Source organism: Rhodococcus sp. no. 34 (genome assembly GCF_054589475.1).
The window spans coordinates 487,712-510,320 of record NZ_BAAILK010000035.1 but is presented as its reverse complement, the minus strand read 5'-3'; the positions used below and the strand labels follow the sequence as shown (position 1 = coordinate 510,320).

Annotated in this window: 26 protein-coding genes and 1 pseudogene; 12 read left to right on the top strand and 15 right to left on the bottom strand. The window is 61.5% G+C overall.

Annotated features, from left to right (window positions below):
- Nucleotides 1-174: 174 nt before the first annotated feature.
- The 5 genes from ACYP01_RS15635 to ACYP01_RS15615 form a co-directional block, all read right to left on the bottom strand.
- Nucleotides 175-1,218, bottom strand: coding sequence for a ParB/Srx family N-terminal domain-containing protein (locus ACYP01_RS15635; RefSeq protein WP_459680973.1), 1,044 nt, complete (start codon nt 1,216-1,218; stop codon nt 175-177).
- Nucleotides 1,219-1,402: 184 nt separating this feature from the next.
- Nucleotides 1,403-2,263, bottom strand: a complete 861-nt coding sequence (locus ACYP01_RS15630; RefSeq protein WP_459680970.1) for a 3-hydroxyacyl-CoA dehydrogenase — start codon at nt 2,261-2,263, stop codon at nt 1,403-1,405.
- Nucleotides 2,264-2,278: 15 nt separating this feature from the next.
- On the bottom strand, nt 2,279-2,893 hold the full coding sequence (locus ACYP01_RS15625) for a TetR/AcrR family transcriptional regulator (protein ID WP_030536169.1): 615 nt from the start codon (nt 2,891-2,893) through the stop codon (nt 2,279-2,281).
- Nucleotides 2,894-2,977: 84 nt separating this feature from the next.
- A complete protein-coding gene (locus ACYP01_RS15620; RefSeq protein WP_003943061.1) occupies nt 2,978-3,574 on the bottom strand; it encodes a hypothetical protein in 597 nt (198 codons plus the stop codon).
- A gap of 4 nt (nt 3,575-3,578) precedes the next feature.
- A complete protein-coding gene (locus ACYP01_RS15615) occupies nt 3,579-4,037 on the bottom strand; it encodes a hypothetical protein (RefSeq protein WP_003942982.1) in 459 nt (152 codons plus the stop codon).
- Between the two features lie 101 nt (nt 4,038-4,138).
- Here ACYP01_RS15615 and pip point away from each other — a divergent pair, with 101 nt between their 5' ends.
- Entirely contained in the window at nt 4,139-5,098 is a 960-nt protein-coding gene (pip, locus tag ACYP01_RS15610) for a prolyl aminopeptidase (protein ID WP_459680967.1), read from the top strand.
- Here pip and ACYP01_RS15605 read toward each other — a convergent pair.
- The gene (locus ACYP01_RS15605) at nt 5,086-5,688 is read right to left on the bottom strand and encodes a TetR/AcrR family transcriptional regulator (protein ID WP_242430656.1); all 603 of its coding nucleotides are present in this window, start codon (nt 5,686-5,688) and stop codon (nt 5,086-5,088) included. The two genes, pip and ACYP01_RS15605, sit on opposite strands and share 13 nt — an antisense overlap.
- Before the next feature lie 106 nt (nt 5,689-5,794).
- Between ACYP01_RS15605 and ACYP01_RS15600 the strand changes: the two genes are divergently transcribed.
- A complete protein-coding gene (locus ACYP01_RS15600) occupies nt 5,795-6,874 on the top strand; it encodes an alpha/beta fold hydrolase (RefSeq protein WP_459680965.1) in 1,080 nt (359 codons plus the stop codon).
- Here the strand turns inward: ACYP01_RS15600 and ACYP01_RS15595 are convergent.
- A complete protein-coding gene (locus ACYP01_RS15595) occupies nt 6,845-7,966 on the bottom strand; it encodes an endonuclease/exonuclease/phosphatase family protein (RefSeq protein WP_064075055.1) in 1,122 nt (373 codons plus the stop codon). The genes ACYP01_RS15600 and ACYP01_RS15595 overlap by 30 nt on opposite strands.
- 132 nt (nt 7,967-8,098) lie before the next feature.
- Between ACYP01_RS15595 and ACYP01_RS15590 the strand changes: the two genes are divergently transcribed.
- The gene (locus ACYP01_RS15590; RefSeq protein ID WP_050655011.1) at nt 8,099-9,391 is read left to right on the top strand and encodes an MFS transporter; all 1,293 of its coding nucleotides are present in this window, start codon (nt 8,099-8,101) and stop codon (nt 9,389-9,391) included.
- Here the strand turns inward: ACYP01_RS15590 and ACYP01_RS15585 are convergent.
- Complete coding sequence (locus ACYP01_RS15585; protein WP_232508959.1) at nt 9,366-10,379, bottom strand: ABC transporter substrate-binding protein; 1,014 nt, start codon at nt 10,377-10,379, stop codon at nt 9,366-9,368. The two genes, ACYP01_RS15590 and ACYP01_RS15585, sit on opposite strands and share 26 nt — an antisense overlap.
- 88 nt (nt 10,380-10,467) lie before the next feature.
- On the opposite strand from ACYP01_RS15585, the gene ACYP01_RS15580 reads away from it, so the two are divergent.
- Nucleotides 10,468-11,295, top strand: coding sequence for a transglutaminase domain-containing protein (locus ACYP01_RS15580; protein ID WP_003943248.1), 828 nt, complete (start codon nt 10,468-10,470; stop codon nt 11,293-11,295).
- Between the two features lie 12 nt (nt 11,296-11,307).
- Nucleotides 11,308-12,102: a 2-phosphosulfolactate phosphatase gene (locus tag ACYP01_RS15575; RefSeq protein ID WP_314673652.1), complete on the top strand. Its 795-nt coding sequence runs from the start codon at nt 11,308-11,310 to the stop codon at nt 12,100-12,102.
- On the opposite strand, the gene ACYP01_RS15570 is transcribed toward ACYP01_RS15575, so the two are convergent.
- The 4 genes from ACYP01_RS15570 to ACYP01_RS15555 form a co-directional block, all read right to left on the bottom strand.
- A complete protein-coding gene (locus ACYP01_RS15570; RefSeq protein WP_003942858.1) occupies nt 12,057-12,848 on the bottom strand; it encodes an ABC transporter permease in 792 nt (263 codons plus the stop codon). The two genes, ACYP01_RS15575 and ACYP01_RS15570, sit on opposite strands and share 46 nt — an antisense overlap.
- Nucleotides 12,845-13,786 (bottom strand): daunorubicin resistance protein DrrA family ABC transporter ATP-binding protein, encoded by a 942-nt coding sequence (locus ACYP01_RS15565; protein WP_003943148.1) that lies wholly within the window; start codon nt 13,784-13,786, stop codon nt 12,845-12,847. Before ACYP01_RS15565 ends, ACYP01_RS15570 begins: the two co-directional genes overlap by 4 nt.
- 14 nt (nt 13,787-13,800) lie before the next feature.
- The gene (locus ACYP01_RS15560) at nt 13,801-14,676 is read right to left on the bottom strand and encodes a DUF4097 family beta strand repeat-containing protein (protein ID WP_314673647.1); all 876 of its coding nucleotides are present in this window, start codon (nt 14,674-14,676) and stop codon (nt 13,801-13,803) included.
- 65 nt (nt 14,677-14,741) lie between these two features.
- A complete protein-coding gene (locus ACYP01_RS15555) occupies nt 14,742-15,257 on the bottom strand; it encodes a toxin-antitoxin system HicB family antitoxin (RefSeq protein ID WP_003942892.1) in 516 nt (171 codons plus the stop codon).
- A 131-nt stretch (nt 15,258-15,388) separates the two neighbouring features.
- On the opposite strand from ACYP01_RS15555, the gene ACYP01_RS15550 reads away from it, so the two are divergent.
- A complete protein-coding gene (locus ACYP01_RS15550; RefSeq protein WP_314673645.1) occupies nt 15,389-15,985 on the top strand; it encodes a CHAP domain-containing protein in 597 nt (198 codons plus the stop codon).
- Here the strand turns inward: ACYP01_RS15550 and ACYP01_RS15545 are convergent.
- Nucleotides 15,976-16,746, bottom strand: coding sequence for an acyl-[acyl-carrier-protein] thioesterase (locus tag ACYP01_RS15545; RefSeq protein ID WP_003943026.1), 771 nt, complete (start codon nt 16,744-16,746; stop codon nt 15,976-15,978). The genes ACYP01_RS15550 and ACYP01_RS15545 overlap by 10 nt on opposite strands.
- 124 nt (nt 16,747-16,870) lie before the next feature.
- Here ACYP01_RS15545 and ACYP01_RS15540 point away from each other — a divergent pair, with 124 nt between their 5' ends.
- The 3 genes from ACYP01_RS15540 (at nt 16,871) to ACYP01_RS15530 (ending at nt 18,602) form a co-directional block, all read left to right on the top strand.
- Nucleotides 16,871-17,215, top strand: coding sequence for an ArsR/SmtB family transcription factor (locus ACYP01_RS15540; protein WP_003943224.1), 345 nt, complete (start codon nt 16,871-16,873; stop codon nt 17,213-17,215).
- Nucleotides 17,215-17,886, top strand: coding sequence for a cation transporter (locus ACYP01_RS15535; RefSeq protein ID WP_336871294.1), 672 nt, complete (start codon nt 17,215-17,217; stop codon nt 17,884-17,886). Before ACYP01_RS15540 ends, ACYP01_RS15535 begins: the two co-directional genes overlap by 1 nt.
- Before the next feature lie 299 nt (nt 17,887-18,185).
- A complete protein-coding gene (locus ACYP01_RS15530) occupies nt 18,186-18,602 on the top strand; it encodes a DUF7144 family membrane protein (RefSeq protein ID WP_003943077.1) in 417 nt (138 codons plus the stop codon).
- Nucleotides 18,603-18,697: 95 nt separating this feature from the next.
- Here ACYP01_RS15530 and ACYP01_RS15525 read toward each other — a convergent pair whose 3' ends face one another.
- On the bottom strand, nt 18,698-18,910 hold the full coding sequence (locus ACYP01_RS15525) for a hypothetical protein (protein ID WP_003943015.1): 213 nt from the start codon (nt 18,908-18,910) through the stop codon (nt 18,698-18,700).
- Nucleotides 18,911-19,168: 258 nt separating this feature from the next.
- Here ACYP01_RS15525 and ACYP01_RS15520 point away from each other — a divergent pair, with 258 nt between their 5' ends.
- The 3 genes from ACYP01_RS15520 to ACYP01_RS15510 are packed head-to-tail and all read left to right on the top strand — an operon-like array spanning nt 19,169 to nt 22,254.
- Nucleotides 19,169-19,828 carry a GAP family protein gene (locus ACYP01_RS15520; protein ID WP_459680952.1) on the top strand — a complete coding sequence of 220 codons (660 nt, stop codon included), beginning with the start codon at nt 19,169-19,171 and terminating at the stop codon, nt 19,826-19,828.
- 15 nt (nt 19,829-19,843) lie between these two features.
- Entirely contained in the window at nt 19,844-20,557 is a 714-nt protein-coding gene (locus tag ACYP01_RS15515) for a GAP family protein (RefSeq protein ID WP_058038384.1), read from the top strand.
- Nucleotides 20,554-22,254, top strand: a complete 1,701-nt coding sequence (locus tag ACYP01_RS15510; RefSeq protein ID WP_003942854.1) for a SulP family inorganic anion transporter — start codon at nt 20,554-20,556, stop codon at nt 22,252-22,254. The genes ACYP01_RS15515 and ACYP01_RS15510 overlap by 4 nt, the downstream gene beginning before the upstream one ends.
- On the opposite strand, the pseudogene ACYP01_RS15505 reads toward ACYP01_RS15510, so the two are convergent.
- Nucleotides 22,246-22,609, bottom strand: a pseudogene (locus tag ACYP01_RS15505) (hypothetical protein); the annotation flags it as partial. The gene ACYP01_RS15510 and the pseudogene ACYP01_RS15505 overlap by 9 nt on opposite strands.

Below are 22,609 nucleotides of genomic sequence, written 5' to 3'. Positions count from 1 at the left end.
CCTTCTCCCTGTCCTGGTTGCCCGGAGATTGTTCGACCGGGCAGATACGACGGCATGTATTCCGTCAGGGCAGGGCGTCGCTGCTTCGATGAAGCGGCACCCGAATGGGATCAGACTACTGAGTAGAGGCTTACCTTAGTCAAGTCTACTTGGTGTGACTTGGATCTGAGCAGGTCAGCGGGTTGCTTTGTAGGCAAGTGCGTAGGCGATCTTGCCCGGCTTGTCGTCTGTGTACGGCTTGGACAGCTTTGCGAACTCGCCCTTGGACTCGGCTTTGCCGTCGTTCCAGGCCGACAGGACGCCAAGATCGGTGGCAGTGAATCCGCTGTCGACGACGGCATCGCCGGTCAACGCTGTCTGTGCTTTGGTCACCGACTTCACGGTGCCCAGGTAGCTGGAGAGATCATCGCGATTCCAGTTGGTGAGGTCGACGGGCGCGGTGTCGCGGACCCAGGCGCCCCAGTAGAACTCCTGGAACGGAATCGTGCCTGCGGCGAATCCGATGTCGCGGGAGAAGTACATCAAGCTGCGGTACTTGTCGTCGGCGAAGTTGGCCAGGCCGACGCTCTTCGGCAGAGCCTGGACCGGTACCTGGTTTCCGTCGACGTCACGCGACCAGACCCACTTGTTCTTCTCCATCTCGGTCCAGAAGGCACCTTCACTCAAGCCGCTGAGGTTGCCGAGAACCCGCAGTCGCACGTGAAGGTCGGGACCGCCGTCGGCCGTCTCGATGAAGGACGTGAGGGTGTGGTGACCGTCGGTCAGATAGAGATCGCCGCGGGGACCGACGACCACGGTCTTCATGGGCGCGATGCTCTCTGCGGTTTCCTGACCCACCGGGAGCTGGCAGGTGAAGGACGACGGGTCCTTCAGTGTCGACGCCGCAGTAGCGGTCGCGGCCTGGATCTGGCCGTTCGCCTCACACCAGTCGTCGAACTTCTTGTTGATCGTGTCTTTTCCGAGCGTGTATCGCCCGAGCTTGTAGTACACCTCGTCGTAGCCGAGGGACGGTTGTGTCGCGTGAACGTCGCCGATGCGCACGTCCAGGAGATCACCTTCCTTGGCGCACAGGTACTCCGATCCGCCGGCGGAGCCTGAGAACGAACCGGTGGAGATTCCGCCACACGCGAGGGGAGCGGCGACAGCGGGAGTGCTGACCAATGTTCCGGTGCCGAGCAGTGCCAGTGTTGTGAGTGCCGAGATGGCGGAACGACGCATGTGGGGATCTCTCCTGATGATGGGTTCGCACGTGAAGAAGCTTGCGTCACAATCGCTCAGGGTGGTTTCGGACTTACTGACAACAGACGTCCGCGCGGTGGCTACCACGTGAATTCACGTCGTAACCACCGCGCGGTGAGCCGGTTGGTTGATCAGCCCTGCAGTTGATCAGCCTTGCAGTTGATCAGCCCTTGTAGTTGTAGAAGCCCTCGCCGACAGCAACGCCGAGCTTGCCCTCGTCGATGTAGTTCTTCTTGATGTAGTCGGCGAATTCGCGCTGCTTCTCGCCGCCCTGGGAGGAGATGTTGTAGACGGTGGTCAACCCGACGACGTCCATGATCTGGAAGGGGCCGAACGTGGCTCCGGTGCCGATACGCCACGTCTTGTCGACCATGTCGGGATCGGCGATGCCGTCGATCAGCAGGTCGGAGGCCGCGTTGAGGAGCGGGACCAGGAGCGAGTTGAGTACGTAGCCCGCCTTCTCCTTCTTGAGTTCGATCGGCACCATGCCGATGTTCCTCGCGAACTCGACGACCTCGCGGTACACGGCGGGGTCGGTGGACTCGGTGCCCATGACCTCGGCAGTGTTGTTGACCCACACGTGATTTGCGAAGTGCAGTGCGAGGAACTTCTCGGGGCGGCCGGTGAACTCCTTGAGATCGCTCGGCAGCAGCGTCGAGGAGTTGGTAGCGAACACCGTGTGCTCAGGAGCAACCGTGGCAAGCTTCTCGTAGGTGTCGCGCTTGATGGCGATGTCCTCGGGAATTGCCTCGATGACCAGGTCGGCCTTGGCGACGGCTTCGCCTAGATCGTACGAGTACGTAATACGTTGCAGCGCTTCGTCAGCCTTGCCTTCCTTGGCACCCTCGACGTTCTCGGCCTTGTAGGCCGCGGCCAACGAGTCGAACCGAGCCTTGGCCTTTTCGATGACCTCGGCGTTGATGTCGTACGCGACGACGTCGAAGCCGTGATAGGCGGTCTGATAGGCGATCTGTGAGCCGAGAACTCCGGTACCCAGAACGGTGATCTGCTTCAGTTCAGTCATTTTCGATCCTCAATCCTATTCGGTGGGTAGTCCGGCAAGCGTCAATCGGACCTGTGCGGCAACGATGTTCGTGAGTTCGTCAGCCGTGATCCGGTCCAATGCCGCGCGGGCTATTTCGAAGTGCAGCACGTTGGAAATCGTTCGCGCTGCAGTGGTTGTTCGGGTGGTGTGGTTGGGGTGTGCCTCGTGCAAGATTTGCGCAATCCGCGTTTGCAGGCGCTGCGAGAGTTCCAGGCCTTCGGCCCGGAAACACTCGCTGGGCTCACCGAACAACACCTCGCGTTGGTAGATGCCGGTGTTCTCGTCGTTTCGGCGACTTGCGATCAGCAGGGGTGAAACCAGCTCGAGTACACGATCTTCTGTGCCGGTCGACTTGGCTTCACGCTCTTCTCCCAATTCGATCTGCTTGCGATATTCCGCGTTGTACACCATGAGCAGCAACTCGGCTTTGCTTGCGGCGTAACGAAAGAGAGTGCCGCCGGCTACATCGGCGCGGTCGGCAATTTCTTGAGTTGTGACTGCGCTGTAGCCCTTTTCCGCGAACAGTTCGGCAGCGGCGTCGAAGATGCGTGTCTGCTTCTCGAGTTTGTTGCGTTCGCGACGGCCCAGCTCTTGGTCCGGCTTCGTCATCCCGCTCACCTCGTTCCATTTCGGATCACGCTCATAAATGAGTCTACTCCGAAATATCGGGAGGGTGGAGTCTCCTCCGTCACATCACCGCAGTCCGCTGACCCAACCGGCGAACACGTCTGAGAACACGTCCGCTTCGCACGCATGCGCCGATTCGGGATAGGCGCACTCTGGGTATCCGGCGACGACGGCGGCAAGTTCGACGTTGCAACACTGCGCCAAGAGGCCACGCAGGAGATCCGCAACCGACCAGCCCGCGACGGATACCGCAGGGATTCCCTCTTCGTCGTACACCTTCACCAGATCGGCGTGCCTCCAGGACAATTCCTCGGCCACCAGTGCATCAGGGTTGAAAGACATGGCGCGGTCGAGTGATCCGCGCAGAAGTGAGTGCGGATCGTCCTCGCCGCGAAGCCTGGTCGCGAGGTCCGCCGGCGCCTTCTGCATGACGAACATCCAAGGTTTGCCGTCGGGAAAGACTCCACCGAAGCCTGCCACGTTGAACGGTAAGTGGCTACTGAGAAAATCGGTCTCCACGTCGACGTGTTGATCGTCGCCCAGATGAATGAAGTGGCCGGAGGCAATCTCCTCGCCCATTGCCGGCTCAGCCCATGTGTTGTTCCACAGATCGGTCATCCGACTGCCTTCGGGAAAATCGAGAACCTCGAAGAGAAAACCCATGTCTCTACAACTCCCCGTCGAAGTGGGTGGTTACTCCACCGGTCAGTCGAGAAACCGTCTGCGCCGAGGTCGCGAGGACGACTCGGCTTGTCTCGAAGGTCATCTCGTCGCGTTCGGTGTCCTCCGATTCGGGATCCTCGGCGAGTGAGAAGTCGAGTTCCACCTCTCGATCGGTGCTGGAACAGACCGAGATCATCAGCCCGAGTCGTTCGTCGGTGAACGCCGGAAGCGATTTCTCGGGATGGAAGTCTGCGGCCGCGTGAAAGAAGAACGCCGCCAGCCGTTCGACGAATCCGTCGTCCGTATGTCGGCTGAGATACTGATTGAAGCGGTCGGGGCTGAGCAGTCCGACGTCGAAAACGAGTGTGGGCACGTCGGATTCGAAGACAGTGGCGGGAACCGCATGACTGCGAAGGAAGACTGCGGCGCCGCCGTACCCCGGCAACCTGAACCCATCACGCATCTGGTGTACTCCCGTCGCAGTGGTGTCCTGTCCACGCTAGGCCATTGCTCGGCCGCGTGCTGCCTACTCGAGTAGGCAGCTTGATGGAAGAATCACCGCCTATGACTGCTGTCCTGTACCCGCCCGTCGAGCCGTACGAGTCGGGGCTGTTGGAAGTGGCGGACGGTCAGAGTCTCTACTGGGAGACAGTCGGCAATCCGGCGGGCATTCCGGTTCTCTACCTACACGGCGGTCCTGGTTCGGGATGCACTGTCGGCGCCAGGCGTTTCTTCGATCCCGAAGTCTTTCGCGCAGTTCTGTTCGATCAGCGAGGCTGTGGGAGCAGTCTTCCGCTAGCGAGCAGTCCGGACGTCGATCTGACCGTGAACACCACGGCGCACATTGTGGAAGACATCGAGCGTCTTCGTGAGCATCTCGGTATCGAGCGATGGATCGTGACGGGACTTTCCTGGGGCGTGAGTTTGGGTCTGGTGTACGCGCAGGCGTTTCCCGCGCGGGTGCAAGCGATGGCCCTGGGCGCGATCACCGGCGGGACGAGGGTCGAAATCGAGTGGATCACCCGTGCCATGGGCCGGGTATTTCCGCGTGAATGGGAAGAGTTCGTGGCGCCGTTGCCGGTGGACGAGCGTGACGGAAACCTCCCCGCGGCGTACGCGCGACTGCTTGCCGATCCGGATCCTGTTGTGCGCGAGAATGCCGCGTTGCAGTGGTGCCGTTGGGAAGACGTGCACGTGTCGCTGATGCCGGGGTGGACTCCGAGTGTTCGATACCAGAATCCGGACTTCCGCCGGGTGATGACCAGGCTGGTCACGCATTACTGGGGTAACGACTGCTTCCTGGCGCCGAATCAGATCTTGGACGGAATGGACCGCCTCGCTGAGATTCCCGCGATTCTCGTGCACGGACGGTATGACATTTCCGGGCCACTCGACACTGCCTGGGCGATCCACCAGCGGTGGCCGGGTAGTCAGTTGGTGGTGCTCGACGACGCCGGGCATGGCGGTGGCGGATTCAACGAGGCAATCGTGGAAGCTCTGAATTCACTGGCTCATTCGATCTGATCGAGTGCCCCGGCGCGGGCCGCGGCGAGCGCGCCGGCAGCAGCACGATCGGCAACCGACTGGTCGACGGGTAGATCGGCGACCAGCAGGCGATAGTAGATGGGTGCGGCGACGGCCGCCAGAAGATCCGCGGCCGAGACCTTCTCGGAGATCTCCCCGCGCTCGACTGCTCGGCGAACGACGATGTCTGCCAGTTCGTAACGTGCGGAATAGAACTCGCGCTTGAGTCTCGCGACCTCGGGCGTGCGGACCGCATCGGAGAACAGTGCAGCCACCAACGCGCCGCCTGACTCGCTGGTCACCAGTGCGACTATCGATCTGGCCATCTCGCGCAGATCGGATTCGATGGAACCGGTATCCGGGATGGGAACGGTGGTTGCCGATACCTCGACGGCCGCGTCGGCCACCAGTTGGGACAGCGTGCTCCATCGCCGGTAGATCGTGGTCTTGTGGACTCCGGAGCGGGTGGCTATGTCCTCGATGGTCATCGCGGCGAATCCGCGTTCGGACAATTCGGCCGCCGTGGCTGCCAGGACGGCCTCGCGCACCCTGGCACTACGCCCTCCGGGCCGTTGTGGTGTCGAAGTCATGAGTCAACCTTATCGCAACAAGGTGTTGTGTTAGCTGGAGGCACGTGGTTCACTGAGCTAATGCAACTGATCGTTGCATTAGAGATGAATTGAGGGGTGTTTTCCCATGTCATACGAATTTCCTGTCGATCACCGAGGCCTCTTCGAAGAGCGCACAGGACAGTTTCTGAGCTTCGGGCTCCCCGTCTCGGATCTCGAGGAACTGCGCGCGTCCATCCACTCGACCTGGGCCGACGCGCCGGGTGGTTGGTCGTACGAGTGGTCGGCGTTGGCAGCAAAGTACTCCGCCGACGGCAATCATTCACTCGCGGCGATGATTTACGGAATCGCCAAGTTCCCCGTCCTGGCCAACGATTCGCGGCGCCGGGCCCTGCAGAATCAGGTGGACGAATACGTCAAGGCAGCACCGGGATTCGGGCTCGAGTTCGAGCGTCGAATCCTGTCCCTACCCTACCGATCCGGCGAGATCGAGCTACCGGTGCACATTCTCTCCGTGGACGGAAGGTACGAGGATGCACCCGTCCTGTTGCTCAGCGGCGGCGTCGACGGCTGGAAGATGGACATGCATCCGTTGGCCAGCGCGTTCGCGAAGAACGCCGGGGTGACGGTTGCCGCTTTCGATCAGCCGGGAACTGGTGAATCACCCGTTCCTCTCGATGCTTTCGGCGACGAGGTGCTCGACGGGCTCGTATCGACGGCTCGCGCTCTCGGCAATGGGCAGGTGGCGCACCTGGGAGTCTCCTTCGGTGGCAACTTCGCCGTGCGCTCGGGGTTGACCGGCGCCGTCGATGCGGTGATCAACATCGGCGCCCCGGTCAAGGGCGCGTTCGAGACCGCGAACGCCGAGCGCCTGGTCTACGGCATGGGTGACATCGTCGGAAACGCACTGGGTTTCGATGCGCCGGCAACCAAAGATGCACTGGTACAAGGTCTCCGTGCTTTCGATCGCAGTGCCTTGATGACCGCAGACGACGGCCGGACCCCGATGCTTGTGGTCAACGGGGCCGACGACGTTCACATTCCGCTCTCGGACACCACTCTCTTCGAGGAGCGCCCGAACACTCAGGTACACGTCATCCCGGATGCGGGGCACTGCGCAGTGACCAAGCTGCCCGAGTTGACGCCGATGATGATCGACTGGCTACGAGATGCCCTGTCAGGAACCGCTCCACGAACCGGTCGATGATCCGCCGCCGAAGCTGGCAAAACGATACGTCGCAAGAACGGCTTTGTGATCGGTCGGCCACGGCGTCGGTGAAGCGATGAAGTTGTCCTGGGAGTTCTCTTCCACTCTTTGGTTGTGCACGATCGTCTTTCGCGGGCCGATGATCCCGACGGATCCCAGCTTCAGGTCCGAAGCGCGATCGGCGAAGATGTAGTCGATCCGATCGCGTTCGTCTGCCTCGGGTGCCCAGGTGAGCTGTGAGGTGTCGACGTCGGGATTGTCGGACGGCCAGGTGAAGCCCGGGTGTGTGGCCGGGTTCGGGTACTTACTGCGGTAAGCGTCGACGAATCCGGCTTGGTCGAGCAGGCGGGTGGATTCCCAAGGAACGACTACACCGTTGTGGTCGAACAGATTTCGCGTGCCGTCGGTCCAATCCAGGGCCGACGGTTCGTTGAAATCGCCACCGAGGATGACGGATCTGCCCTTGGCCCGTTCTTTTGCGGCATCGTCGACGAACGTCGAAATTGCCTTGGGTCGTCCCGAATTGATGTTCACGCGCTGAACCGTCTCGGGGTCCGTGACCGGACCGGACGGCATCTTGTTCCAGCCGAACTCGGAGAACTCTCCGGGCTTGGGAACACCCGCGCCGTATCCGCGCGGTAGATACGTCGCGTAGGACGTGTAGGCCAGATGTGCCGAGTAAGCAGCGATTTGTTTGCCGTCGACCGTCACGACTGCCTTGATCATCGAGTTCAGGTCGGCTGTTTCCTCGATCGGAAACTTGGAGAGAATCCCCACGTCGGAGGACGCTGCTCCGTAGAAGGTGGTTCCTGATTTGGTCAGCATGTCGGCCAATGCAGTTGTCGCAGTGCCGGCTTCCGACAGGAGAACTATCGACGCCTGTGTCGAGATGATCATGTCGGCGATCAGCTGCAGGCCACCGTTGATCTTGGTTCCGCCGTGCCAGGTGTTGAGGGAGAGCACTTTGATCTCCTGCGCGGGGCTCGCCCCCGCGACGGAGGTATTGGCACCCAATGTAAATGCGCTCGCGGTGACTGTGCCCGCGGCTACCGCCATCGCCTTGACCATCTGGCGGCGCGTCAATCCATTCATCAAATCCCGGCTCTCGTTGTCGTGTGCTCGAACCCCCGGAAGATGATTACCATCGCTACCTAAACGGACAGTTAACCAATTGCAAAATGGCAGATTTCCGCAGAACGCCGTACGGGCAATAGTCTTCTGATCGTGGTACTCAGTGAGCGTTTCCCCGGTAACAAGACCTTCGCGAAGGTTCGTGTCCTGCCGCCGGTGGTGAAGCTGCTCCTCCTCTCGATGGTGCTGTTCAACATCGGGTTCTATCTGGTCGTCCCCTTTCTGGCGGTGCACCTTTCGGAGGACCTCGGATTTGCAGCCTGGATTGTCGGCCTCGTCCTCGGATTGCGGATGTTCAGTCAGCAGGGCATGTTCTTCATCGGTGGAAGCCTCGCCGACAGGTTCGGCAAGCGTCCGATCATCCTGCTGGGCATAGCCGTTCGTGTGGTCGGATTTCTGATGCTCGGTCTGGCAGAAAGCATGAGCGCCGTGATCGTCGGCGTGCTCCTGGTCGGCTTTGCTGCCGCGCTCTTCGCGCCCGCAGTGGAGTCGGCCAACGCGGAATACGGACGCGAACTCGAGTCCGCCGGAGTTATGCGTCGTACCGATTTGTTTGCAGTGGAACAGATGTGCAGCCGCCTGGGAACCGTGATCGGTCCGGCGCTGGGAGCTGCTCTGTTGATGTTTCCGTTCTCGTGGACGGCGTCGAGCGCCGCGTTGCTCTTCGCGATCATGTGGGTCGGGTTCTTCATCTGGTTCCCCCGACCGGGCGATGCCCACGACGGCCCGGTGTCGACCTATACGCTGCGCGACGTCTGGCGAAGTGTCTTGACCAACAACAACTTTCTGCTCTTCGCGACGCTGTGCAGTTTTCAGCTGGTTGCGTACAGCCAGCTGTACCTGATGCTTCCGGAACAGCTCGAGCGCGGAATCGGTTCGCAGTCGGCGCTGGGATGGTTCTACGTGGGCGCGGCGGTGTTGGTGATCGTCGGGCAGGGACCGACGGTCGCGGTTGCCCACCGCATCGGGCATCGGCGCGCGATCACCTTCGGGCTTGTGCTCATTTCGGTGTCGTTCCTGGTTCCGCTGGTCACCGGCGTCGACTCCGCAGCTTCGGCGTCGACGCAGATAGTCGGTCTGGCGGTGTGGATAGGGCTGCTGCACCTGGGACAGATGTTGATGGTGCCGCCGATGCGAGACACCATCGCGATCCTCGGTCGTGAAAGCAACCTCGGAGCGCACTTCGGCATGCTCAACACGATCGGCGGTCTGCTCGCGCTCCTGGGAACCGTGGGAGTCGGATTCGTGTACGACCTCGTCGACAACGGCCACGCAGCGCCGGCGTCACCATGGGTGATCGTTGCGCTCTGCGTGGCCGTGTCGGCTGTGGTGTTGTGGGTGTGGTCAGGCCGAACGAAAGTTATCGACCCGCGATCGTCTGATTGATCTTTGCGACGAAATCTTCCAGCACAAACGGAATGGTGAGCGGGTTCGGCATGGACACCGCGTCACTGACGATGGGGTCCAAGCTGATCAGGCCTCCGGTCTCGACCACGTTCAGATTGGTGAACGCCGGCTGCGACTCCATCTCGGCGCGAGCCTTCTCGTAGTTGTCGAAGAGCAGGTAGTCGCACTCGAGGAGGTCGTAGTTCTCGGCGGAGATCTCGTAGTTCAGCTTGCCCGCGAACCGGTCCTTCAGTGCGGCAGGCGCCGTGAACCCCAGTTGCGTGAGCAGCTGAGCGCGCGCAGCCTCGGGGCTGAACGCTCGAAGATTTCCATCGCTCCAGCGAATGACGAGAGCTGCTGTCTTGCCTTCGAACTGGGGGTTCTCCGCGCGGGTGCGAACGATGAGGTCTTCGACTTCCTGGACCTCCTGCTTTGCCTGCGCGGGAACGCCCACAGCGGTGCCGATACGGGTCGTGACTTCCTGCCAGGGCAGAACCCAATCCGTCTGATCGGCGGCGTGCAGCACCGTCGGCGCGATGGCGCTGAGCTGCTTGTACAGATCCTCGTCGATCGCGTTGTTGACGGCGATGATCAAGTCAGGCGCTGCCGCCACGATCGTTTCGATGTCGAAATCGGTGGTGGCGTTGGCCAATGGCGTCGGCTCCGCGCCCTGGACTGCAGAGTCGGCCCAGACGCCGATTCCGTCGTCGGTCGATCCCTTCCACACCGGGACCAGGACGGGCGTCAGCCCGAGGGAAAGCAAAACGTCTGCGTCGCCGATACCGACCGCTGCGATGCGGCTGGGTGCCTGCTCGATGGTGGTGGAGCCGAACTTGTGGTCGATCGTCACCGGGAAGGCGTTGGCCTCGGCGTGAGCACCTTCGGTGCCGGGAGTGGATTCGTCCTTCGCGCTGTCGCCGCAGGCAGCAAGGGCGAAACCTGCTGCTGTTGCGAAGGTGACGGACAGCATGGCACGGCGGCTCAACATAGGGTTCACGGCAACCTCGGGTTTCATGGTTATGGGACCCTAACCATAGTGGAGTTGCTGTGTCGGCAGTGTTTGTTAGTGTCCGCCCATGACGGCGGTTCTCGACTACACATCAGCAGGACCGTTCACCCGCATCGACGGGGTGGACATGCTCGCCCTCGAGTCGCTCTCCACCGACCCCGTGAAAATATGCCGGGTAGTGCCGTACCTGGTGGTCCAACCCACCGATGCTCAGTCGCTGAATCTGCCTGCCGACCGATTCGACGAAAACCAGATCCGGCCGGTAAGCGTTCTGCTCCAACGCCTGCTTGCGCTCGATCCGGCACCGGTGACCTCCGCCCGTGAACCGGACAAGCGGGTCGTCGGAACCTGTCGGCACTTTGCAGTTTCGAGTTGTGCGTTTCTGCGCTACCGCGGTTTTGCCGCCCGGGTCCGTTGTGGTTTTGCCACCTACTTTCAACCGGGACAGGGCGTGGACCACTGGATCACCGAGTACTGGGACGACGCGGGCAAGCGGTGGATCCGCATCGATTCCGAGATCCTCGGACAGAACGTCCTTCCTCACGCCCATGATCTGCAGCCGGGAGAATTCCTCAGTGGTGGTGAGGCGTGGCTGGCGTATCGACGCGGCGAGATCGACGCGTCCCAGTTCGGGGTGTACGGCACCGAGAACTGGGGGCCGGCCGAGATCCGCGGCAACGCTGTGAAGGACCTCGCCGCGATGAACAAGGTCGAAACTCTGCCGTGGGACGAGTGGGGTCGTATGACGGACGCCTACGACGGAAAGACAGGCGCCGACTACGACCTACTGTTGGACGATGTCGCCGCGGTGTGCGCCGCCGACGATCCCGTTGCCGTGCGAGCACTGTACGAGCACGATGACTTGCGCGTGCCGGACAAGCTGATTCGTTTCTGAGATGCTGGTGCGATGAATCCGGAGCATCGCCAACTCGATTACGGACTTCGATTCGACTGGGGGTTGCGCGGCGCCGAAGCGATTGCTGCCGGCGTCGATGTGGCAGTGGTGGTAGACGTTCTCTCGTTCACGACGACGCTGAGCGTTGCCGCCGACGCGGGAATCGACGTACTTCCCTTTTCCTGGAACGACGAGCGCGCGGTCGATTACGCGCGTGATGCCGATGCGGTCCTGGCGGTGAGGCGGAGCGTAGCCGCGGAGGGTCAGATCAGTCTGTCTCCCAAGACGATTCGCGAGACCGAGGCGCCAAGTCGGCTGGTGCTGCCGTCTCCGAACGGGTCGACTATCGCGTTTGCGTTGGCGTCCGAGGTTGCGGTGTGTGTCGGCGCTTCATTGAGGAACGCTTATGCCGTCGCGGATTGGATTGTGCACGAACATGGTCCGGGATCGCGGGTTGCGATAGTCGCATCCGGGGAGAAGTGGCCCGGTGGAGAGTTGCGCCCGGCGGTGGAGGATCTGTGGGGTGCCGGTGCGGTTGTCACGGCGTTGACCGCGACTGGTTGGGACGGCCACGTATCGCCCGAGGCTCGGATGGCGGCGGATGCGTGGGCGGCGGTGGCGGATTCGTACGAGGACCGCCTGCGGGACTGTGCCTCAGGACGTGAGTTGATCGCCATGGGGTTTCCACACGACGTCGCCATCGCCTCGGAACTCGACGACAGCGACACCGTACCCGTTCTCGAAGAACGTGTGTTTCGAGGTCAGCGCACCGGGCGTCGGTTGAACAAACTCCGCGCCCAGAGGTAGGAGAGGAAGGTGATGGCGACGCACCATCCGATCGCGAGTATCGCGTTGTTCCCGATAGCTTCGCCGAGAAGAAGTCCTCGAAGAGTCTCGATGATCGGAGTGAACGGCTGATACTCGGCAAACCATCGCAACACGGTCGGCATCGAGTCGGTGGGGACAAATCCGCTTCCCAGGAAAGGTAAGAGGATCAACACCATTGGAAGATTACTGGCCGTCTCGACGCTCTTGCTGACGAGGCCGAAGGCAACGGACAACCAGATCATCGCGATGGAGACCAGGACGAGGAGAGCAAACGCGGCGACCCACTCCACGAAGCCTGCAGTGGGCCGGAAGCCGACGGCTATCGCCACGGCGATGACTACAACGAGGCTCACGATCGTCTGAAGGAGACTGCCGAGAACGTGACCGGTCAGGACGGACGTGCGCGTGATCGCCATCGTGCGGAATCGTGCAATGATCCCCGCGGTCATATCGGTTGCGACGGAGATGGCAGTACCTTGTGCCGCTGATGCCACAGTCATCAGAATAATCGCCGGTGCAACGTAATTGACGTACTCGGCTCGGCCGCCACCGCCTGGGCCGAGGCCGTTCCCGAGCGTTCCGCCGAGCACGTAGACGAACAGCAGTAGGAAAACGACTGGCATTCCGACGAGCATCACCGTCATCGACGGATATCGAAGGATGTGTCGAATGCTGCGACGCAGCATGGTTTTCGAGTCCTGATAGGCAAGCGTCATGGTGGTCATCGCGCGTCGGTCCTTTCGGTGGCGGTCAGAGTCAGGAACACGTCGTCCAGATCGGGTGTGTGCACGGAGAGTTCCTTGACGTCGATCGAGTGAGCGTCGAGTTGGTCGAGAAGAGAGCGCAGCGAGCGGACACCCCCGTCGCTGGGGACCTGGAGGACATAGGCGGCATCGTCACGTGAAGATTCGTCGAAAACAGCAGCAGCAGAATCGAGCTGATCTCGGTCGAAGAAGTGAAGACGAATGTGGCCGCCGGGGATGTGCCGTTTGAGTTCCGCTGCCGTACCTTGGGCGACGATCCGTCCCTGATCGAGGACGGCGATGTGGTCGGCCAGTTGATCAGCTTCCTCGAGGTACTGGGTCGTGAGGAAGATGGTGACACCGCCCTCGACCAACTCCCGGATGATCTGCCACATGGTGCGTCGGCTCCGGGGGTCGAGGCCGGTGGTGGGCTCGTCCAGGAAGATGATCTCCGGTCGTCCGATCAACGTCATTGCCAGGTCGAGCCGTCGACGCATGCCGCCCGAGTAGGTCGACGCCAGCTTGTCCGCGGAGTCGATCAGATCGAACTTCTTCAGGAGTTCTTCAGTGCGCGTTCGACGTTCGTCCTTGCCGAGATGGTGCAGGTCGGCCATGAGGAGAAGGTTTTCCTCACCGGACAGATAGTCGTCGACCGCTGAGAACTGCCCGGTGACGCCGATGCGCGAACGCACCGCGTCGGGATCGTCGGAAGGGTTGCACCCGGCGATGCGGATGTTGCCGCCGTCTGCCGGAACGAGGGTCGAGAGAATTTCCACGATGGTGGTCTTGCCGGCGCCGTTGGGGCCGAGGAGCGCAAAGACGGTTCCGCGGTCGACGGAGATGTCGATTCCGTCCAGTACCGTCTTGTCGTCGTAGGCCTTCTTCAGGCCCGTCGCGGTGATGGCTGGTTTACGGGACATCAGCGTTCCTTTCGCTAGATCTTCTTGTTGGATTCTTCTCGGGGCTCCGAACGTCGAATGACGATGTCGCCGTAGCTGGTGTGCGCCCGGACGTCTACCCGGCGTTCGGTCGAAGCCGGTCCGTGCGTGGCATTCATCTGGTTGTCGACGCGACCGAAGGACGTGTGAGCGTCGAGTCGCGCGGCGGTTCCGGATCGAACACCGATATGGATTCGTCCGGCGGCCGTCTTTGCGGATACGACTCCACTCTCGATGGCCTCGAAGCGGATGTCGCCGTTGGCGGTTGCGGCGCTCGCATCGGATTCGGCGTGCTCCACGGCGACACTGCCGTTGGCGGTCTTCGCCTTCAGTGCGCCGGTGATCGTGCCGATGTTGATGTCGCCGTTGGAGTTCTTGACCTCCGCGTTGCCGTCGACGCGGCCGATGCGGATGCTTCCGGACCCGGTGCTCGTGTCGATGTCACCGGCCACGTGCTCGACGATGATCGCGCCGGCCCCGGTGCTGACGTTGAGCGGCCCGGTGGTTTCCAGTGTGCAATCGCCCGCGGAAACCTTCACCCGTGATCGTCCGAGAGTGCCTTCGCTACGGAGGCTGGCAACTGCAGCAGTGCCTTCGAGTTCCGAGCCGGAGGGAAGCTGAACGGAGATGTCCACAGATCCTGTCTTCCCGAAGATGCCGAGGCCGCGCTGTTTCGGAGTCTTGATCTGCAGCCGGCCACCTGCGAATTCGACGCGCGTTTGTTCGGCGACTCGAACGTCGACCTCGCGAGACGAGTTGCTGGGCAACACTTCCACGACAGTGTCGTTGCGGTTGCTCGCCGTGATCCGGATGTGTGCGACTGCCACGTCGAAGTTCAAGGTGATGGGGTCAGGTGTGCTGAATGTAGGCATGGTGATACTCCCGATGAGGTTGTCTCGGTTGATGAAAGAGGGTGGTGCGAAAGATGAAGCCGGTGTCAGTGCACCCAGCCGCTGAAGCTTTCGGAACCTTGGGACGTGCGCTGTCTCGGAGTGCTTCTGTTCGCGCCGCCTTCCAGAGCCGTTGCAGCCGAGCGAACCAGCCACGCGTTGACGGAGATCCCGGCTTCCCGGGCCGCCGCCTCGATCCGGTCTTTGAGGTCTTGCCCCAGCCGCAGGTTGATTCGAGTCATCGAGGCGTCGTCGGACTCCGTGACGGGGCGCGGTGCCGGAGTCGGTTCCTCTTCGACGAGGGCCGGAGCCGGTTCACTGATGGCTGGTGCCACCACGAATTCGGGTTCGCGACCCCGCAGGCGCAGGTCCACCGAACCCGGGGCGAGGTCACGCGTGATCTCGGCGGCTGCCGCAGACAATGCGTCGAGAAGGGTGAGTCGCACTGCTGATTCCAGCGGTGCGGTCAAACGATCGGCGAGTGCCTTTGCGTCTTCTCCGCCTGCTTCGGCCGCCACCGCGAGTTCGTGGCGAAGGTTGTCTACGTACGGTGTCAAGTCCATGGCATCACTATGGCACCACTTTGGTGCCACAGCAATAGTTTGGTGGCACATTCGTGTGAATTTGGTGAGAATTGCCAGGTCATCGGGGTGGCTGGCGATTCGGTTCGCGGCAGGCTGGCCCACTCGTAAGGGTGAGTCCTGCCGAATCGAACCGCCGACGCCGCATCGTGCTCTGGATTGCCGGGGTGCTCGGCGTCGTGATCGTGGTTGGGGTGGTGGTCGTCGCGGGCGCACCATCGCGGTACCTGCCCTGGGACACGGCTGAGTTCCCGGCGGTGGACGCGAGTGCGCTCACGTCTGATCAAGGTCGGGTGCTCGAGCTACTGCAATCCGAGCATGAGCAGGACCGTCCGGGCACCTTCTATTCCGACGGCATCGACGAAGAGTGGTGCGCCGACTTCGTCAGCTGGATCATGAGGGAAGCGGGTCGACCGTTGTCCAACCCGAACTCCGGAAGTTGGCGCATCCCGGGGGTGTACACCTTGCAGGAGTATTACCAAGGGATCGGCGCGTACGCCGAGAACGGCAGCGGGTACACCCCGAATGTGGGTGATGTGGTGATCTACGACAGTTCGAGATGGGTCGGTCAGCACACCAACATCGTTGTGGCAGTGGACGGCAACTCTGCGATCACGGTTGGCGGCAACGAGTTCGGCAAGGTGCGGGTTCATGATCTGGACTGGCAATCCGACTCTGCCGTCGTGGGATTCGGAAAACTTCACCCCTGATCGTTGCTCTTCGGAGACAAGGCGAACCACCGCGCCGACGCACGTGCCTCGTCGCCTGCGTCGATGTGCAGCGTGTTCGTGCCGGTTCGCACGCTCACCTGCTCACCTCTCTTGATGGGCTGGGTGTACTCGAGGATCGCGCGAAAGGGCCCGCTTCGTAATCTGTCGGGCAGTGCATCTTCCACGGGCTGCCAGTAGATTGCGTTGTTCACGTGATCGAAGGGGTCGAAATCGCTCGAGCGCAACGGGAACGGCGTATCCGCCGACGGCGTCGTGTCCGGGGTCGGGTCGATCCACCGACGCCAGTGAAGATGCTGGTCCACGGCCGTCGATGCCAGGGCAGCGGTGAACTTCTCACTGATGGATGCCGGCATTCCCGTCTTCGGGTCGATGTTGATCCAGAACGCCTCGGTTTCGATCAACCCGCCGCCATCGGATCTGATGCGAACTCGCATCGAACACCACTTGTTCGACAGGCCTGAACACCAGCGCTGCAGGTGAACTCGATCCGGCCAGACGACCGGTTCGAGTACATCGATCACCGTTCTTCGTACCATCCACAGCGGGTGTGTATCCATGGCGCCGCGGTCGACGAGATTGTCGAAGCCCGCGTCTTGGAGGTAGCGCGCGATCGCGTCGAGGCGCAGTTGTTTGTCGGTGTGGATGTCACCCGTACGCACCGGCCACGAGGCCTGGAAGATGCTTCCGGTTGTCGGTAGTTCGGCCATCGCTACGTGGTCGTCGACTTTTGTACGGTTCATCGGATGTGGGCTCCCGGTGTTCGCCTGGTTGGGTGGCTTCACGCTTGCGTTACCCGATGGTGGGATCTTGAACCATCGGAGTTCATCGTTTTCTGAATCCAGTTTTCGATGTACTGTCGCATGTATGGATATCGAGGGCGTAGATGTGGTGACCAACGTGGCGGTGCTTGCGAGGTTCGGGCATGCACTGTCCGACGAGACTCGGACGCGGATACTGCTCGAACTGAAGACCGCCCCGCGGTATCCGTCCGACCTCGCTGAAACACTGGCTGTGACCAGGCAGAAGCTGTCCAACCATCTGGCGTGCCTGCGCGGTTGCGGCTTGGTGGTGGCCGTCCCGGAAGGGCGCCGGACCAGATACGAACTCGCCGACGCACATATCGGTCAGGCTCTCGACGACCTACTCGGGGTCGTTCTCGCGGTGGATCCGTCGTACTGCCCGGACAGCGAATCAGAGGGGTGCTGCTGATGGTTGCGCCCGTTGACGGTGTCGGGCTCTCGACTGACCGGCGTGCGCTCTTGTCGAGAAGAATTCGCATCTTCGTGGCGATCACGATCAGCTACAACGTCGTCGAAGCGATCATCGCGCTGGCGGAGGGTACACGGGTGTCGTCCGCAGCACTGTTCGGTTTCGGCCTCGATTCGGTGATCGAAGTGTCCTCGGCGGCAGCGGTTGCCTGGCAGTTCTCGGCGCCGGATCCGACGAGCCGTGAGAAGACGGCACTGCGAGTGATCGCATTCTCGTTCTTCGGGCTCGCTGCGTACGTCTCGTTCGACGCGATTCGGTCGCTGTTCGGTCTGGGTGAAGCTCGGCACACGAGTGTCGGAATAGTATTGGCTGCAGTGAGTTTGGCGATCATGCCGGCTCTGTCCTATGCGCAACGCCGAGCAGGTCGGGAGTTGGGTTCGCTGTCGGCGGTCGCGGATTCGAAGCAGACGCTCCTCTGTACCTACCTTTCTGCGGTCTTGCTGGTCGGTTTGCTGCTCAACTCGCTGCTCGGCTGGTCGTGGGCGGACCCGATTGCTGCACTGGTCATCGCCGTCATCGCGGTGAAAGAAGGCATCAACGCGTGGAAGGGTGATCCGTGCTGCCCGGTTGTGGCTGTGCCCGAGAGCGGTGACGAGTGCGACTGCTGCTGAGTGAACACAGGTTTTGTCGAGTGAGCACTCGCTGCGGTGCGTCAGAGCGGGTGTTCACTCGATGAAAGGCGTGCCGACTTCTGCGCGGCCCTTGATGTGCGCGGCGCGTTGCTCGAGAAGGCGTCGCAGATTTCACGACTACGGTGTGTTGCACAGCGCCAGTCTGCCAACATTGGTTTGCGATCCCGGCAAGCGGGTACGGGTCGGTGACCTGCGGTTCATCCGCGACGGGTGATGTTTTCGCCTTCCAGCCCCTCGAGACTGAGTAAGGGAAGTGCATTCTGTCGAAAGGAACGCTGATGACTGCTCCACCGCGGGAACCCGCGAATCACCCTGTCCGGCAGGGTTTCGCGGTAGGTACGACGTTTGCAGCAGCAATCCTGCTGCTCACCGCAGGCATTGTCGCTCTGCTTCAGGGCATCGCGGCCGTTGCCGACAACAATCTGTTTGTCGTGGGTATCAACTACACGTACAAGTTCGACATCACGACGTGGGGTTGGATCCACATCATCTTGGGCATCATCGGGATCGTGGTGGCCCTCGGCCTCTTCACCGGTGCAGTGTGGGCCAGGGCGGCAGCAATCGTCATTGCGTCGCTCTCGATCATCGCCAACTTCTTGTGGATGCCGTATTACCCACTGTGGTCGATCCTGGTCATCGCGCTCGATGTCGTTGTGATCTGGGCGGTCGCGACCTGGGACAGGGACAGAGTCTAGGCACCGAACAACCCGAGAGCAGTTGGTCCCGACCGAGTCGACTCGGTCGGGACCATCGCTCGTGCGTGGGACATTTCGACAGGGTGTGGCTCGGATCAGTCTGGGAGTCGACGCATTTCGGCGACGGTCAGGCCGAGGGAATCGAGACGGGCCATGATGCTCCGCATAGCCGTGTGGTCCGCGACGGGTCCGTACAAACTGGTGAACCCGCCGGCCGCACTGGCGACACTGAGTTCGGGAAATGCGGCCTTGACGCGGTCCGACACTTCGCCGTCGATGAGGAATTGATACCGAGTGGGAGCATTCATCAGTATCCGCTCCATTTCGTAGGGCCATGAGGTTCGAGAAGACATCGCTCCGAGCCTCGAAATCGCATGTCGTCACGTGCAATCGGCGTCGCTGCCCGATCCAGGACTCCGCATCCGTGGGATCCAGTCTTACTCCCGTACGCGCTCGGGGCGTCATCCCCTACGGGTGAATGTCGTCGCGGGTCCGTTCATCCCTTTTGTGTGAGGCTCCGCAGAGTCGCCACCCCTAGTGTCGACCGGGAGAGAGAAGAGGTCGGCATGGGATCTGTCATCGGGGATCTGTTACCCCTCGCGGTCGGCGTTGCGGTATCGCCGATCCCGATCATCGCGGCAATCTTGATGTTGTTGTCCAAGCGTGCCGGCAGCACGAGCGTCGGGTTCGCGCTGGGCTGGATACTGGGAATCGTCGTCGCCACTGTGATCTTCGTGCTCCTGTCCAGCAAGCTCGGTGACTCCGAAGGTGATCCGTCAGCGACAGTGTCGTGGATCAAGCTGGCGTTGGGTGTATTGCTTCTTGCGTTCGGAGTGAAGCAATGGCGCGGACGCGGAGGAGAGCACGAAACCCCGAAGTGGATGCACGCCATCGATGACATGACCGCTGTCAAAGGCCTCGGCTTGGGCTTCGCTCTGGCTGCGATCAATCCGAAGAATCTGATGATGTGTATCGCGGCCGGAATCTCGATCGGATCCGCGACATTGGAATCCGGAGAAGTTGTTGTCGCCATTCTGGTTTTCACGATCATCGCGGCCTGCACAGTGTGCGTGCCCGTGATCGGCTACCTCGTTGCCGCGGAGCGACTGCGTGGTCCGCTGGCCAAGCTGAAGGTGTGGTTGCAGGACAACAACGCCACGGTGATGAGTGTGTTGATCCTGGTTATCGGTGTTGTTCTCATCGGCAAGGGCATCGGCGGTCTCTGACAACTGGAGGTAGTTATGGGATCGCTGCTACTGCAACAGATCCCGCTGGCGCTCGGGATCATCATGAGCCCGCTGGCGGTTGTCGCCGTTGTGGCCGTACTGTTTTCCGAACGAGCGCGTATCAACAGCATTGCGTACCTGATCGGGTGGTATCTCGGAATAGTTGTCGCGCTGGCCGGTTCGTACGTCATCTTGACCGCACTCCAGGTTCATCAGCGCACACACCCTCCGCTGTGGGTGCCCGTCATCCATCTCGTTCTCGGGGCAACTCTGCTGGCGGGTGCCTGGTTCGTCTACTCACGCAGTCGTCGCGGGGTTCAGGCGATGGCGGCTGCAGTTGCCCCTGGCGACGTTGTGGCTGCGGCCCCTCAGCTGCCGAAGATGCTGCAATCGGTTGAGCACTTCCAACCAATGCGATCCGGTGTGCTCGGTTTCGCGCTGTTCGTTCTCAACCCCATCGACATGTCGTGTGCCATCGCAGCAGCGATGAACCTTCGTCTCAGCACCGTGGCACCGACGTCGCAGATCGTCTCGGCCGTGATCTTCTCGCTGGTGTCCGTGACCTCGGTCGCGGTACCTGTTGCCCTCCTGCTGATCAAGAAGGACGAGGCAACCGAACCGCTGCTGAAGATCCGCACCTGGATAGCCACCAACACGCACTTGCTGAACGTCGGGCTCCTCGTCCTGATCGCGGCGATGCAGATCAGTAAAGGGGTGCAAGGACTATGAGTGCTCCGCACACGCGGACCTGGTGGGTCTTCGGGTCGTTGTCCGACTATCAACGCGCTTGGCTTCGCCCCGACATCATTGCGGGCCTTACGGTGTGGGCTGTCCTTGTTCCGGAAGCGCTCGCGTACGCCACCATCGCCGGAGTTCCGCCGGTGGTCGGGCTTTATGCTGCGGTTCCGTCATTGATTCTGTATGCAGCAGCCGGCAGTTCGCGCCATCTGATCGTCGGGCCGATGTCGGCGACCGCAGCGTTGTCCGCGGCGATGATCGCGCCATTGGCTTCAGGAAACGACGGCCGATTCATCGCGCTGTCGGCGGCATTGGCGATCGTGACCGGGCTCGTTGGATTGCTCGCAGGATTCATGCGCCTCGGATTCATCGCGTCCTTCATCTCCGAGCCGGTTCTCAAGGGATTCATCGTCGGTCTGGCGCTCACGATCATCATCGGTCAAGTACCCAAACTCCTGGGCGTGGACAAGGGTGAGGGAAACTTCTTCGTCCAGACGTGGACAGTGGTGAAGGAACTGGGTGAGGTCGACCTACCGACCGTGATCATCGGATTGCTCAGCCTGGCAATGGTCCTGGGCGTCAAGCGATGGCTTCCGCTCGTACCGGGTTCGCTTCTCGTCGTGCTGCTGGGCATTACCGCAGTAGCGTTGTTCGGCCTCGACGATCGTGGCATCGACATTGTCGGACACATCGACTCGGGCCTGCCGTCGATGGGCCTGCCGAACGGTGTGGGAGCTGAGGACTACCTCGACCTGGTCGGACCGGCGGTCGGCGTTCTGCTCATCGGTTTCGCCGAAGGTCTTGGCGCTGCAAAGACATACGCGGCCAAGGCCGGCTACACCATCGACGCCAATCGTGAACTGGCAGGACTGGGTGCGGCCAATCTCGGATCGGGTCTCTGCTCGGGAATGGTGGTCAACGGCAGCCTGTCGAAGACCGCCGTCAACGGAGGAGCGGGCGCCAAATCTCAGGTCAGCGGACTGGTGGTCGCGGCACTGACGCTGGTGACACTGCTGTTTCTCACCGGCCTGTTCGAGAAGTTGCCAGAGGCGACGCTCTCGGCTGTGGTCATCGCAGCAGTGATCGAACTGGTCGATTTCTCCTCTCTCGCAGCGCTGTACCGGGTGTGGACGAAGAGGTTGGGCAGTATCTACGGGCACGCTGCCCGGGCCGATTTCGCCGCGGCGATCGCGGCGATGTTCGGGGTTCTCCTCTTCGACACGTTGCCCGGTCTGATCATCGGAATCGCCGTCTCGATGTTGCTGCTCCTGTATCGAGTCTCCAAACCGCACGTGGCTGCTCTGGCCAAGGACGGCACGCGCTGGGTCGACATCAGTGGGCATCCTGATCTGAAGACACTCGACGGCGTCGTAGTGGTCAGGGTCGAAGCGGGGATGTTCTTCGCCAATGCCGATCACGTGCGTGATCAGATCACCGGTCTGGTGACCGCCGGCACCACCATGGTCGTTCTCGACGCCGAGACGTCACCGTTCATCGACGTCAGCGCTGCGCAGATGTTGGCTCAGCTTCGAGATTCGTTGGCACGCAGGAATGTGAGCTTTCGAGTGGCACGCGACATCGGGCAGTTCCGCGACGTTCTGTCCGGTGCCGACCAGGGCGCGCTGAAGGTCGACGTCTATCCGACCGTCTCGCAAGCGCTTGCAGGTCGAGACAACACCTCAGCGTGATGTCCGTAGCCAGATTCCCAGGGGACCGGAATCTTTGGCCACTGATCCGACGATCGACGACGCGACAACCACGATGGCCGAGAAGATGAACAGCCAGCCGATGACGGTGAACATCACGCCCAGAAGACCGAACTCGTCCTGCGACGTCTTTGTCATTCGGGGGAGGAAAAGAGTGCCGGCCACGTGCAGTCCGGTCAGGCCCGTCGCGGTGAGCAATCCTGACCCGACGCACATTCGAGTGGTCATGCGATTGGCCGTCAGCAGCATGGGCACGGCTGTCCACACGAGTGCCCACACGACGTAGACCGCTGTGAATTCCAGGACTCTGCCTACTCCCGGAACGCCATTCAGTTCA